We start from the raw sequence: 14,594 nt of genomic DNA on the forward strand, positions 1-14,594 counted from the left end.
TGACTTGTGCCCTGCCTCACGGGAGTGCACTAATGGTAAGTGAGCTGGTCGTTCCCGTCCGTCCGGACCGGGACCGGCCGGTGTCGACCGCACTTCGACGACCGGGAGGTCCATCATGCGCAAGAGGCTGAACAGGAAGAGGCAGAGGACCGAGGGGCAGGCGCCCATGGCTCCCGGCGTCCCCGGCAGCGAGACCGCCCCGCTCGCGGAGCCCACCACGCCCCGCCCGCCGCTGCCGCCCAAGCCGGACCAGGGCACGCCGGAGCCGGTGAGCCCCACGGGCCAGGACACCGGGATCGACCCGACCCTCAACGCCCAGGGCGGCGAGCACCTGACCACCGCCCACGGCTCCCGGCGCGCCGACACCGACCACTCCCTGAAGGCGGGCCGGCGCGGTCCCGTGCTCCTGCAGGACCACCACTTCCGGGAGAAGATCAGCCACTTCGACCACGAGCGCATCCCGGAGCGCGTGGTGCACGCCCGCGGCGCCGGCGCCCACGGCGTGTTCCGCTCCTACGGCACCGCGAGCAGGATCTCCTCCGCCGCCGTGTTCGGCAAGGACGTCGAGACCCCGGTCTTCGTGCGCTTCTCCACCGTCCTCGGCTCGCGCGGGTCCGCCGACCTCGCCCGGGACACCCGCGGCTTCGCCACGAAGTTCTACACCTCCGAGGGCACGTGGGACCTCGTGGGCAACAACATCCCCGTGTTCTTCATCCAGGACGCCATCAAGTTCCCGGACGTCATCCACGCGGGCAAGCCCCACCCGGACCGGGAGATCCCGCAGGCGCAGTCCGCCCACGACACCTTCTGGGACTTCGTCTCCCTGCACACCGAGGCGCAGCACCACACGATCTGGAACATGTCGGACCGCGGCATCCCCCGGTCCTACCGCACCATGGAGGGCTTCGGCGTCCACACGTTCCGGCTCGTCGACGACGCCGGCCGCAGCGTGCTCGTGAAGTTCCACTGGAAGCCGAAGCTCGGCGTGCACTCGGTGCTGTGGGAGGAGGCGCAGATCGCGATGGGCATGGACCCGGACGTGCACCGCCGGGACCTCGCGGACGCCATCGAGGCAGGCGCCCACCCCGAGTGGGAGCTCGGGGTGCAGGTCTTCGAGGACAACGAGGAGCAGGTCTTCGAGGGCATCGACCTGCTCGACCCCACGAAGATCGTCCCGGAGGAGCTCGCGCCCGTGGAGCCGGTCGGGCTGATGACGCTCAACCGCAACCCGTCCAACTACTTCGCCGAGACCGAGCAGGTCGCCTTCAACCCGAACAACCTGGTCCGCGGCATCGACGTCACCAACGACCCCCTGCTGCAGGGCCGGCTGTTCTCCTACCTGGACACCCAGCTCAGCCGGCTGGGCGGGCCCAACTGGACCCAGCTGCCGATCAACCGCCCGCACGCCCCGGTCAACGACATGCTCCGGGACGGGATGCACCAGACGGCCGTGCACAGCGGGGTGGCGCCCTACCACCCGAACTCGCTGGACGGGAACAACCCCTTCCCCGCCGACGAGCCGGCCCACCCCTTCATCGACCACCCGGCCCCGGTCGCGGAGTCGGTCAAGGAGCGCGGGAACCCCGTGACCTTCGAGGACCACTACACCCAGACCCGCCTGTTCTGGCTGTCGATGAGCGACGTCGAGAAGGAGCACATCGCGCAGGCGTACACCTTCGAGCTCGGCAAGTGCTGGGAGCAGGCGGTCAAGGAGCGCCAGCTGCAGGCCCTGGCCAACATCGACGAGAAGCTGTGCGCCGTGGTCGCCCAGGGCCTGGGCCTTCCGGCGCCGAAGCCGACCGTCAAGCACGGGAGGATCAAGCCCAGCCCCGCCCTGTCCCAGGTCGGCGGGCAGTGGCCCCTCGACGGCCGGCAGGTCGGGATCGTGGTGGGCCCCGACCCCGACGAGAACGACCTCCTGGCCGTGGTCTCCGCGATCGACGACGCCGGGATGGTGCCGCTGGTCATCGCCCCGCACGGCGGGCCGGTCGGGCGCGGCGGGAAGGTCGTGGCCCACCGGACCTACCTCACGGCGCGCTCCGTCGAGTTCGACTCGGTGCTGGTGGCCGGCGCCGTCCCGCCGGCCCCGGACGCCCGGCAGGGCCTCGACGCGAAGGCCGGAGCCGTCGCCCCCGGCGGCGTGGACCCGCGCGTGCACCTGCTGCTCGGCGAGGTGTTCCGCCAGGCCAAGGCCATCGGCACCTGGGGCGCCAAGGGCCAGGTGCTCGCCGCGGCCGGCCTGCCCGAGGGCGCGCCCGGGGTGGTCTCCGGCAAGGACGCCGCCGCCGTGGTCGAGCAGGTGGTCACGCTCATGAAGAGCCACCGCGCCTGGGAGCGGTTCCCGGTCTCCGGCCGCCTCTGACGGCCGTCCTGCCGCTGACCCACCACGTCGGCCCGGGCACCCCGCGGATCCGCGGGGTGCCCGGGCCGACGTGGTGGTCCCGGCGGTGGCGGCGGGCGGGCCGGGGCGGGTCAGAAGCGGCCCAGCTCCTCCCGCAGCGCCGAGCCGAGGTCGGGGTGGCGGAACCGGTAGCCGCGGTCGATGGCCCGGTCCGCCGAGACCCGCTGGTCCGCGAGCGCCATCAGCTCGGCGCCCTCGGAGCCGAGCACGAGCTTCGGCCCGAACCCCGGGGTGGGCAGCAGGGCCGGCCGGCCGAGGACCTTGCCGAGGGTCCGGGCGTAGTCGCGGCCCGTCACCGGCATCGGGGCCACGGCGTTGACGGGCCCGTGCAGGCCGGGGGAGAGCACCGCGTGGGCGAACAGACCCACCGTGTCGTCCAGCGAGATCCAGCTCAGCCACTGGTCCCCGGAGCCGAGCCGTCCCCCCAGCCCCGCGAGGAACAGGGGCAGCTGGGCCTTGAGGGCGCCGCCGGCGGGGCTCTGCACCACCCCGGTGCGCACCGTGACCACGCGGGTGCCGATGGCCTCGGCCTCCTGGGCGGCACGCTCCCACGCCGTGCAGACCTCGGCGAGGAAGTCGTCGCCCGGCGGGGACTTCTCCGTGACGCTCTCCCCGTGCGTGTCCGCCCCGTAGTATCCGATCGCGGAGCCGTTGACCAGCGCGGCGGGGGCCTCGTCGCCGAGCGCGACGAAGGCGCGGACGAGCAGCCGGGTGCCGAGCACCCGCGAGTCGTGGATCTGCTCCTTCGCGGCGTCCGTGAGCCGCCCCCCGATGCTGCGCCCGGCGAGGTTCACCACGACGTCCACCCCCCGCAGCGCGGCGGGGTCCAGCTCCCCGGCCGCCGGGTCCCACGAGATCTCGAGGGGGGTGCGCGCCTCGCGGCGCACGAAGCGCAGGACCGTGTGGCCTCCGGTGCTCAGCAGCGCGGCCAGCTGCACGCCGATGGTGCCCGAGGCCCCCGTGACGGCGACGGTCAGGGGCCGGCCGGGATAGCGGCTGTGGAGCTCGAGGTCGGCGGCCAGCCGCCGGGCGCGGGCCTCGAACTGGCGGCCCAGCGCCGGGCTCATCAGCCGGTCCCCGAACGCCCTGCTGCCCGGCAGCGCCGCGTACTCCACGGTGTCCGTGACCACGGTCCCGCCGTGCCCGTCGTCGTCGAACCGGTGGTGGTGCTCCCACGAGGCGAGCGGGCCCTTCACCATCCGGTCCCGGAACTCCCGGCCGGGGACGAAGCCGTGGTGCTCCGCGGTCCAGGGCACCGAGGCCAGCCCGTAGGAGCCCGGCACGGCCACCCGCAGCCGGGACCGCGTCCCGTCCTGCAGCGGGGGCGAGGACTCCTCCACCACGGAGCCCGTCCACGCGGGCGTGAGCCGGGTGAGCGCCCCCGGGCGGGCGTGCCAGGCGAAGACGTCCTCGACGGGGTGGGGCACGCGGGAGCTGAACGTGAAGGTGGTCATGCGTGCCACTCAACCCGCATTGCCCCGGTTCGTCCAGGACCTCGGGCCGCGGGCCGTCCGTGTCCTGGCCCGGAGGGCCGGCGGCGGCCGGGTGCGGTGCGGTGCCCGGGCCCCCGCGGACCGGGATTCCCGCCGTCCCGCTTGCCCCCCGGCGGGCCGTCGCCCAGAGTGGGGGACGTGAACACCCCCGGACGCATCGTGCTCATCCGCCACGGCCAGACCGACTGGAACCTCGAGGAGAGGCTCCAGGGCGCCACGGACGTCCCGCTCAACGACGCCGGGCGGGAGCAGGCCCGGGTCGTCGCCCGCCACCTGCACGCCGAGGCCCTCGGCTGGGACGTCCTGGTCTCCTCGCCGCTCGGCCGTGCCGTGGAGACCGCCCGGATCATCGGCGAGGCCCTGGGCCTCGAGCTGGCGGCGACCTACGACGAGCTCGTGGAGCGCAGCTTCGGCCCGCTCGAGGGCTCGCGCCTGGCGGGTCTCGAGGGCGCCGCGCGGGAGCAGGTGCTCTCCGCCGGGGAGCCGCCGGAGGCGGTCGTCCGCCGCGGTCTGGCGGCGCTGCGCCGGATCCGCGCCGACCACCCCGGGCGCCGCGTGCTGGTGGTGGCGCACGGCTCGCTCATCCGCCTGACGGTCTCCGAGCTCAACGGGGAGGCCCATCCCCGGGTCGGCAACTGCGAGGTGGTCCCCGTGCGGACGGAGGCCCTCGGCGCCGCGCGCCTGCGAGATGACGCGTCGGAGTCCACCGCACCCTGACAGTCCCGGCTTCGTTCAATAAGCTGGGACCACCAGGGACGGTCCCACGAGGTGCCGTCCACCCCCTGGGGCGGCGAGGGCGGCGCACGGACCGTGCCCCCTGCCGTCCACGGCGACGAAGGCGTGATGCGGCTGTGGCCTCTGACCAGTACACGATCCCCGACGAGGACCGGACCGAGGCGCTGCAGGTGATCCCGCGGGCCCCCGAGTGGTCCGGGGACCGGGCGTGGATCAACGAGTACTACCGCCACGTGCCCCAGGAGGACCTGCTCGCGCGCACCGAGGACCAGCTGCGCGAGCGGGCCGACCACCACCACGAGGTGGGCCGGGTCCGCGCGCCCCGGGAGATCGCCGTGGGCGTGCGCCAGGAGGACTCGACCTCCGTGGTCTTCGTGGTCACCGAGGACGTCCCCTACCTCGTGAGCACCGTGTCCGCGGAGATCGCCGCCAAGTGGGGCGGCGCCCGTCTGCTCATCCACCCCGTGCTCGTCGCCGCCCGGGACGCCGGGACGCACGAGCTGCGCGAGCTCCAGCAGGTCCCGGACTTCTCGGCCACCTCCAGCGGCGACACCACCGCGCTGCCCAGCCTGGCCGGGTTCCGCTCGGACGGGGGCACCACGCACGTGGTGGAGTCCTGGATCTCCGTGGAGCTCTCCCGGCAGATCTCGGACGAGACCGCCCAGGAGCTGGTGCACCGGCTCACGAGCCTGCTCGAGGACGTCCAGCGGGTCGACGACGACCAGGTGGAGCTCAAGGAGCGCGTCGGACGGCTCGCGGACGAGCTCGACCGGCTGCGGCGGCTGGACCTGCCCGAGGGCGGGCACCCGCCGCTGGTCGGACCGTCCCAGGAGTTCCTGCGCTGGCTGGTCCGGGGCAACTTCATCCTCATGGGCTTCAAGGAGTACGACCTCGAGGACTCCGGCGACGGCCTCTCCCTGGTCAGCCGTCCCGGGACCGGTCTGGGCCTGCTCGTGGAGCACGACCGCAAGCCGCACCGGCAGGTCCTGACCGGGCTGGGCCGGGAGCACGCGCGCGAGGCCGGCACGCTGTTCATCACGAAGGCCAACCGCCGCTCCTCGATCCACCGCAGGGAGTACCTCGACTACATCGGCGTCGCGAAGTACGACGACGAGGGCCGGATCGTGGGCGAGTACCTCGTGCTGGGGCTGTTCACCCGCCGCGCCTACAACACCCCGGCCCGCGAGACGCCGCTGATCAAGGACAAGATGGCCGAGGTCGCCGAGCGGTTCGGCTTCCTCGAGGACTCGCACTCGGCCCGGGACCTGATGGGCAACATCGAGGACTACCCGCGCGACGAGCTGTTCCACATGACCGCGGACGAGCTCTACGACATCATGCGCGGCGTCATGGGCCTGGACGAGCGGCGGCAGACCCGGCTGTTCCTGCGCCAGGACCACTTCGGGCGGTTCATGTCCGCGGTCGTCTTCCTGCCCCGCGACCGGTACAACACGTCGGTGCGCGGGCGGATCGAGGCCGAGCTGAAGCGCACCTTCGACGCCGAGTCCATCGACTTCGACGCCCGGCTCACCTCCTCGACGCTCGCCCGCCTGTTCTTCCGCATCCGGCTGCCCTACACCGGTCAGGTGCAGTCCTTCGACCGCTCGGGCCTGGAGGCGCGGCTGCGGGCCGCGGTGCGGTCCTGGTCCGAGGCGCTGGCGCGCGCGATCCACCGGGACTTCTCGGAGGAGCTCGCGCGGACGCACGCCGAGAACTGGGCGGAGGCGTTCCCGGACGCCTACCGGGCGGACTACGAGATCGAGGAGGCGGTCGAGGACCTCCAGCGCTGCGAGGAGCTGTGGGGACGGGACCCGGACCTGCCCGCGGAGGTGCGCGTCGTCGACGACCCCGGGGGCGTGCGGCTGAACATCTACCTCACCCGCTCCCTGTCCCTGACCGAGCTGCTGCCGATGCTGCAGAACCTCGGCCTGACGGTCCTGGACCAGAAGCCGTACGAGGTCACCCCCGCCGACGGCCGCCACTTCCAGCTCTACGACTTCGGGGTGCGGCTGCCGGAGGGCGTGGACGCGACCGGCCCGGAGGACGCCAAGACCGAGGACCTCATCGAGGACACCCTGTGCGCGGTGCTGTCCGGACGCTCCGAGTCCGACTCCCTGAACCGGCTGGTCCTGACGGAGCGCATGACGTGGCGGACCGTGGCCGTGCTGCGCTCCTACGTCCGGTACCTCCTGCAGCTGGGGCACCCCAACTCCTTCGACTACATCGCGGACACGCTCCTGGGCTTCCCGCGGGTCACCCGGGCGCTGGTCGAGTTCTTCGACGCGAGCTTCAACCCGGCGCTCGACGACGCCGTGCGCGGCTCCCAGCGCGACGCCGCGCAGGGGCGGCTCACCGAGGCCCTGGACGAGGTCCCCACCCTGGACGCCGACAAGCTGCTGCGGGCGCTGGCCGAGTGCATGGCCGCCACGCTGCGCACCAACGTGTACCGGCACCGCCCCACCATGGCGTTCAAGCTGGACCCGCGGCGGATCAGCACGGCCCCGCTGCCGCACCCCATGTTCGAGGTCTGGGTGTGGTCCCCGCGGGTCGAGGGCACGCACCTGCGCTTCGGGCCCGTGGCCCGCGGCGGCCTGCGCTGGTCGGACCGCCGGGAGGACTTCCGCACCGAGGTCCTGGGCCTGGTGAAGGCGCAGATGGTGAAGAACTCGGTGATCGTCCCCAACGGGGCGAAGGGCGGGTTCTACCCCAAGCAGCTGCCCGAGCCGGCCGCGGACCGGGACGCCTGGGTGGCGGAGGGCCGGGAGGCGTACAAGCTGTTCATCGCCTCCCTGCTGGACATCACCGACAACCTCGTCCGCGACGCGTCCGGCCAGGACGTCGTCGTGCACCCCGAGAACGTGGTGCGCCGCGACGGCCAGGACTCCTACCTGGTGGTGGCCGCGGACAAGGGGACGGCGTCCTTCTCGGACACCGCCAACGCGATCTCCGCGGAGTACGGGTTCTGGCTCGGGGACGCCTTCGCCTCGGGCGGCTCGGTGGGCTACGACCACAAGGCCATGGGCATCACGGCCCGGGGGGCGTGGGAGTCGGTGAAGCGGCACTTCTTCGCGCTGGGCGTCGACACCCAGGCGGAGGACTTCACCGTGGTGGGCGTGGGGGACATGTCCGGCGACGTGTTCGGCAACGGCATGCTGCTGTCCGAGCACATCCGGCTGCTGGCCGCGTTCGACCACCGCGACATCTTCCTCGACCCCGACCCGGACCCGGCCGTCTCCTACGCCGAGCGCGAGCGGCTGTTCGGCCGCCCGCGCTCCTCGTGGCAGGACTACGACCCGGAGAAGATCTCGGCCGGCGGCGGCGTGTACTCGCGCACCGCGAAGTCCGTGCCGATCTCCCCGCAGGTCCGCGAGGCCCTCGACCTCGACGACGGCGTCGAGGAGCTCTCCCCGATCGAGCTGATGCGGGCGATCCTGACGGCGCCCGCCGACCTCCTGTACAACGGCGGGATCGGCACGTACGTGAAGTCGGCGCAGGAGACCTCCACGGACGTGGGGGACAAGGCCAACGACCCGATCCGCGTCGACGGCGGGGACCTCCGGGCCAAGGTCGTCGGCGAGGGCGGCAACCTGGGCTGCACCCAGCTCGGCCGCGTGGAGGCCGCGCTGAACGGGGTGCTGATCAACACGGATGCGATCGACAACTCCGGCGGCGTGGAGTCCTCCGACCGCGAGGTCAACATCAAGATCCTCGTGGACCGCATGGTCGTGGCGGGCGAGCTCTCCGCGGCGGAGCGCGCCGGCTTCATCGAGGCCATGACCGACGAGGTCGCCGGACTGGTGCTCGAGACGAACGTGGCGCAGAACGTGCTGCTCACCACGGAGCGCTCGCGCGTGCGGGCCCTCAACGAGGCCTACATCCGGTTCCTGCACTGGCTCGAGGACGAGGCCGACCTCGACCGGGGCATCGAGTTCCTGCCCTCCGACGAGCAGCTGCGCGAGCGGGTCCGCACCGGCCACGGGCTCACGTCCCCGGAGCTGTCCGTGCTGGCGGCCTACGCCAAGATCCAGCTCTCGGAGGCGCTGGTCGAGGGCGGTCTCGCCGAGGACCCGTGGTTCGGGGAGGTCCTGGAGGCCTACTTCCCGGAGCAGATCACCCAGCGCTTCGGCGAGCTCGTCGGCACCCACCCCCTGCGCGCCGAGATCATCTGCACGATGGTGGCCAACCAGATGGTCAACTACGGCGGCATCCCGTTCGTCTACCGCGTGATGGAGGAGACCGGGTGCGGGCCCGTGGAGGTGGCCCGGGCCTTCGTGGCGGCCGTGCAGATCTACGAGATCGACCGCTACGCCCACCAGCACCGGGAGCTGCCCGCGGAGGTGCCCACCGAGGTGTGGGACCGGATGTTCCTGGACATGCGGCGCCTGCTGGACCGCGTGGTGCGCTGGCTCATCAACCGGGAGGAGACGGCCAACCCGGTGGCCGAGGTCATCGACCGCTACAAGCCCACCGTGGACATCCGGTTCCTCGAGGACCGGCTGCTCGGGGAGGACTCCCGGCAGCGGGTCGACTCGCGGGCGGAGGCCGCCGCGCGGCAGGGCGTCCCCGGGGCGCTGGCCACGGAGTGGTCGCAGCTGCTGGACGCGTTCGCGCTGCTCGACGTCGCCCGGCTCGCCCACGCCTCCGGCGAGGCGATCGCCGAGGACGGCGGCCTCGACGAGGAGCAGATCAAGACCATCGCCAAGGTCTACTTCCGGCTCTACGACCGCTACCGCATCGAGAGCCTGCTCAACCGCATCACCGGCCTGCCGCAGACCACCCGCTGGGAGAACCTCGCGCGGATGTCCATGCGGGAGGACGTGTACGCGACCCTGGTGGCCCTCGCCGACCAGGCGCTCGAGGCCCCCGGCCGGGACGCGCGGGAGAAGGTGGAGTCCTGGGAGTCCAGCAACGAGTCCCGCCTGGGCCGGCTGCGCGAGGTGCTGGGGGAGATCGAGGCCGAGGACACGGGCGAGGCCTCCGCGGAGCTCGCGTCCCTGTCCGTGGCGCTGCGGACCATGCGCAGCGCCCTGGTCGGCTAGGACGGCCCGTGCAGGGGACGGCCGCGGTCGTCGGCTCGGGGCCCAACGGGCTCGCCGCGGCCGTGGTGCTGGCCCGCGCGGGCCTCGACGTCACGGTCCACGAGGCGGCGGGCTCGGCCGGCGGCGCGGCCCGCTCCGCGGCCGTGCTCGGCCCCGGCACGGTGGTGGACCTCGGCTCCGCCGTCCACCCCTTCGGCGTGGCCAGCCCGCTGTTCGCGCAGCTGGGCCTGCACCGGCACGGCCTGGAGTGGCTGCACCCGCCGGTCGTGGCCGCGCACCCGCTCGACGACGGCCCGCCGGGCCTGCTGCACCGCTCGCTCGAGCGCACGGCGGCGGGGCTGGGCGCGGACGGCCGGGCGTGGTCCCTGCTGCACCGCGGCGTGGTGGAGCGCTGGGAGGAGACGGTCGAGTCGGTGCTGGGCCCGCTCGTGCGCGTGCCCGAGCACCCGCGGGCACTGGCGTCATTCGGTCTGCGCGCGCCGTGGCCCGCCGCGGCCACGGCGCGGGCGCTGTTCCGCACCGAGCAGGCCCGGGGGCTCTTCGCCGGGTCCGCCGCCCATGCGGTGCTGCCCCCGCGGCACGCGCTGACCTCCGCCTTCGGGACGCTGTTCGGCGCCGCCGCCCACGCCACGGGGTGGCCGGTGGCCCGCGGCGGCACCCAGGCCGTCGTCGACGCCCTGGTGGCCGATCTCGAGGAGCACGGCGGGCGGGTGCTCGTCCACTCCCCGGTGACGGACCTCGCCCAGGTGCGGCCGGCCGACGTCGTCCTGCTGGACCTCACGCCCCGGCAGGTGCTGGGCCTGCGCGGGCTCGAGCTGCCGGACCGGTACCGGCGGGCGCTCGCCCGGTGGCGCTACGGCACGGCCTCCTACAAGGTGGACCTGCTGCTGGACGGCCCCGTGCCGTGGCGGGACCCGCGCGTGGCGGAGGCCGGGACCGTGCACGTGGGCGGGACGCTCGCCGAGATCGGCGCCGCGGAGCAGCAGGCGCGGGCGGGCCGGCTGCCGGAGCGCCCGTTCGTGCTCGTGGTCCAGCAGGGGGCCGCCGACCCGTCCCGGGCGCCCGCGGGCCGGCAGGTGCTGTGGGCCTACGCCCACGTCCCCCACGGGTGCGACGACCCCCGGGCGGGGGAGCAGGTGCTCCGGCAGCTCGAGCGCTTCGCCCCCGGGGTGCGCGACCGGATCCGCGAGCGCGTGGACACCTCCCCGGCCGGGCTGGAGGCGTGGAACGCGAACCTCGTGGGCGGGGACATCGGCGGCGGCTCCCTGGACGGGCTGCAGCAGGTGTTCCGGCCGGCCGTGCAGGCCGACCCCTACGCCACCGGCGTGCCGGGGGTCTGGCTGTGCTCGTCGTCGACGCCCCCGGGCGGCGGGGTGCACGGCATGGCCGGGTACCACGCCGCCCGCAGGGCGCTGCGGGGCCTCGCGAGGAGCCGGCGGCCCGCCGGCTGACGAGCGCTCAGGCGCCGACCCCGGCGTACGTCGTGGCCGCGAGCTCGCGGATCTGCGCCACGTAGCCGCGGGTCTCCGCGAACGGGGGGATCCCGCCGTGCCGCAGGACCGCCGTGGGCCCGGCGTTGTAGGCGGCCAGCACGAGGTCGATCTCCTCCCGGGCCGAGGCGGGCGCCAGTCCCCGCACCATGCGCCGCAGGTCCTTGAGGTAGAGGCCCTGGGCCCGGATGGCGGCCCGCGGGTCGAACGGGTCGCCCCGGCCGTAGCGCTTCCACGTGTCCGGCATGAACTGGGCGAGGCCCTGCGCCCCGGCGGGGCTGACGGCCCGGGGGTCCCAGCGGCTCTCGACGTCCAGCTGGGCGGCGACGATCTCGGGCGGGAGCCCCGAGAGCTCGGCGGCGGCCAGGACGTCATCGCCCCACGGCTCCGGGACGGGCGCGGTGCGGATCGGCTCCTCGCCGAGGGACGCCCCGCAGCACCCGGGGGCGTTGGCGTGGAAGAGCCCGCCGGTGCCGATCAGGAGCAGCACCACGGAGGCCAGCAGGAACCACCGGGAACCGCGCGGGGCGAGTTCCTCGGTGCCGGGGCGCGCGGGGTCCAGGACGGTGGTGGCCATTTGTCCCAGGCTAGGGCGGCCCGCCCGCCCCGGTCTGCGGCCTCTTGGGGGGACAGCCTCCACGCCCGCCCGGTGGACGGGAGGGTCAGCCGGTGACCTCGATCAGGCCGCGGGCTCCTCGCTCGGCCTCCACGAGGGAGTGGTTCACGAAGGGATAGGTGCCGGGCTCGGAGAACTCCAGCTCCACGAAGCCGCCCTGGGCAGGGGCGAGGTCGAGGGCCTGGGCCCCGCCGGATCCCGCGCCGCCGCGCTCCAGGAGGTAGGCGCCCTCCTTGTGCACGGTGTCGAACTGAGCGCCGACCACGTGGAAGCTCAGCCCCGTGGACGGCCCGGCCGCGAGGACCCGGATCCGCACCCGCTCCCCGGCGCGGGCGGTCAGCGGCTCGTGCAGGTACTGGGTGGCGTGGCCGTTGAAGACCGTGAAGCTGGGGACCCCGCCCGGGATCCTGGCCGGGTCCACGGCGGCGTCCACCCCCGTCCCGTCGCCGGCGTCCTCCCCGGGCGGGCCCAGGTACGTCTCGTTCTGCACGAGGAGGTAGTCGCGGTCCACCTCCGGGAGCCCCGGCGGGTCTATCACCACGGCGCCGAACATGCCGGCCGCCACATGCGTGCTCATCGGCGCGGTGGAGCAGTGGTAGAGCCAGATGCCGGAGCGCACCGCCTCGAAGCGGTAGACGAGGGAGTCCCCCGGGGCAAGGGTGCGCATGTTCTCGTCGGGCGCCACCGTGCCCGCGTGGAAGTCCACCGAGTGGCCCATCGTTGCGCCGTTGGTCAGCGTGATCTCGAAGACGTCGCCGACCTCCCCGTGCAGCGTGGGCCCCATGTAGCGGCCGTTGTACGTCCACGCCCGCATGCGGACGCCGGGGGCGATCTCGTGCTCGCCCTCCGAGACGTCGAGGTCCACCCGGTGCACCCGCCGGCCGTCCTCCTGCACGCCCGCGCCGACGGGCTCGAGCACGGGGGAGCGGACCTCGACGCCCTCTCCCGGGGCGGCCCCGAGGTCCGCGCCGTCGGCCGGATCGGTGCCGGCGGGGACCACGCCGGGCGCCCCGCGCCGCTGGCCGGCCGCGGAGGGCGCGTCGAGGGGAGCGCCGTCCGCGCCGACGGCGACGACGTCGAGGGTCATCCCCATGCTGCGGTGCCCGACGATCGAGCACCACGCCTCCAGGGGTCCGTCGACCACACCCGCCTCCACGGTCACCGTCTGTCCGGGGCCGACGCGCCCGGAGCTCGTGCCGGAGGCCAGGACGAGGTCGTGCACGTTGGTCGGGTCGTCGTTCGTGAGCTCGATCACGAGCTCGTCGCCCAGCGGGACCTCCACGACGGAGGGCTCGAACCGCATCCCCTCCCGGGCACTGACCTGCACGGTGGTCGTCCCGCCCGTGGCCGGGGCCCCGGAGCCGCCGCCGCGCAGGTCGAACCCCGCCGCGGCGGGGTTCACGGCGATGCCCGCCGCGACGCCCAGGGCCACCACGAGCACCCCCGCCAGCGCCTCGCGGGCCGGCCGCGGAGGCGCGGCGGGGGCGACGGCCTCCGGCATGGGCACCGGCTCCCCGGCCCGGCGGGCCATGGCCGCCCGGCGCCCCGCCAGCGAGGTCCGGGCGGCGGAGACCATGAGCGGGACGAACGCGAAGAGCGCCGCCGCGCCCAGGACGGAGACCACGGCCCGGACCCAGGAGGGCACCGCGCCCGGTGGGAGCGCGAAGAGCAGCACGCACAGGTTGACGACCACCACGCGGAACGTCCCGGCGCGGTTGATGGCCCGGTGGGCCGCCCGCACGGTCGCCGGCCCTCCCCCCATGGTCACCGGCAGGAGGTAGGTCATGGCCCCCAGCAGCACCTGCACCAGGAAGCCGGCCACGAACGGGACGGTCAGCTGTCCCAGCGCCGCCGCGTCGAAGCAGTGCAGGGCCACCACGAGGACGGCGGCCACCACGGTGACCGTCCACCACAGGACGCCGGCGGCCACGGACCAGCCCGCGTAGTCGGAGGGACGGGCCCGCACCGCGGTCCGGGCCATGACCGCGACCACGGCACCCAGCCCCGCGGCGTAGACCGCCAGGCCCGCCGCGGCGAGCACGGGGGACCCGGCCAGTGCCGCCGTCCCGGTGAGCACCAGCCCCCCGGTCAGCACGGGCAGCGCCGCGGTGCTGACCCGGGTGGAGAGCTCCGGCATGCGCGTGCGCAGGATCGTGGGCCACAGGGTGAGCGCGGTCCCGGCGACGGTCAGGCCCACGAAGCCCAGGACGTTGGTGACCTCGTGGGCGAGGAGCAGGCGCGCGTGCCAGGCGCCGGCGGGGCCGGTGGTCAGGAGCGCGCCGAGGACCGCGCCCACCGGCAGCAGGAAGGCCGCGACCACGTAGTAGCGCACGGTCACGGCGAACCGGGACGGCAGCGCCGTGCGCAGCTGCCGGAGCAGGGCCGCCCCGTGCCAGGCCACCGCGGCGCCCACGGCGGTCGAGGCGACGAGCACCAGCACGTACCAGCCGGTGAGGAGTCCCACGACGAGCAGCACGGTGCCGGCGTTGAGCAGCCCGATCCGGGCCAGCTGCCGACCCCGGGCGTCGTCGGGCACCCGGTTCTTCAGCAGGGAGTCGGTGAAGTGCTGTGACCACACCAGGACCGAGTTGGTCACGAGCCCCAGGGTGACGAGGTGCACCAGCAGCCACCGCGTCTCCGGGAGCCAGCGGTGGAAGAGCACGACGAGGAGCAGGGCCGCCATCCACAGACGGACCGGTCTGCCGGCCCGGCGGTGCCAGGACGTCCGTCCCCGGGGGCGTGCGGATGCGTGCACGGAGCTCACCTGCCCATTTAATTTGCGTATCAGATACTAGTATACGGTGCGGCTGTCACCGGGTG

The 14,594-nt window shown here is 74.2% G+C and carries 7 protein-coding genes; 4 read left to right on the forward strand and 3 right to left on the reverse strand.

Annotation, left to right across the window (positions count from 1 at the left end):
• Window positions 1-166: 166 nt before the first annotated feature.
• Window positions 167-2,362 (forward strand): catalase, encoded by a 2,196-nt coding sequence (locus tag ACZ2G1_RS15655; RefSeq protein WP_470377125.1) that lies wholly within the window; start codon window positions 167-169, stop codon window positions 2,360-2,362.
• Between the two features lie 110 nt (window positions 2,363-2,472).
• On the opposite strand, the gene ACZ2G1_RS15660 is transcribed toward ACZ2G1_RS15655, so the two are convergent.
• A complete protein-coding gene (locus ACZ2G1_RS15660; RefSeq protein WP_017834386.1) occupies window positions 2,473-3,855 on the reverse strand; it encodes a TIGR01777 family oxidoreductase in 1,383 nt (460 codons plus the stop codon).
• A gap of 177 nt (window positions 3,856-4,032) precedes the next feature.
• On the opposite strand from ACZ2G1_RS15660, the gene ACZ2G1_RS15665 reads away from it, so the two are divergent.
• From ACZ2G1_RS15665 to ACZ2G1_RS15675, 3 genes are all read left to right on the forward strand, one after another.
• Window positions 4,033-4,611, forward strand: coding sequence for a histidine phosphatase family protein (locus tag ACZ2G1_RS15665; RefSeq protein WP_017834387.1), 579 nt, complete (start codon window positions 4,033-4,035; stop codon window positions 4,609-4,611).
• Between the two features lie 134 nt (window positions 4,612-4,745).
• A complete protein-coding gene (locus ACZ2G1_RS15670; protein ID WP_017834388.1) occupies window positions 4,746-9,668 on the forward strand; it encodes an NAD-glutamate dehydrogenase in 4,923 nt (1,640 codons plus the stop codon).
• An 8-nt stretch (window positions 9,669-9,676) separates the two neighbouring features.
• On the forward strand, window positions 9,677-11,119 hold the full coding sequence (locus tag ACZ2G1_RS15675) for a phytoene desaturase family protein (RefSeq protein ID WP_470377126.1): 1,443 nt from the start codon (window positions 9,677-9,679) through the stop codon (window positions 11,117-11,119).
• Between the two features lie 7 nt (window positions 11,120-11,126).
• Here the strand turns inward: ACZ2G1_RS15675 and ACZ2G1_RS15680 are convergent, their stop codons facing one another.
• A complete protein-coding gene (locus tag ACZ2G1_RS15680) occupies window positions 11,127-11,735 on the reverse strand; it encodes a lytic transglycosylase domain-containing protein (RefSeq protein ID WP_035925826.1) in 609 nt (202 codons plus the stop codon).
• Between the two features lie 85 nt (window positions 11,736-11,820).
• On the reverse strand, window positions 11,821-14,457 hold the full coding sequence (locus tag ACZ2G1_RS15685) for a multicopper oxidase domain-containing protein (RefSeq protein WP_470377127.1): 2,637 nt from the start codon (window positions 14,455-14,457) through the stop codon (window positions 11,821-11,823).
• Window positions 14,458-14,594: the final 137 nt, after the last annotated feature.

It is taken from the genome of Kocuria sp. KKT182 (genome assembly GCF_055635395.1).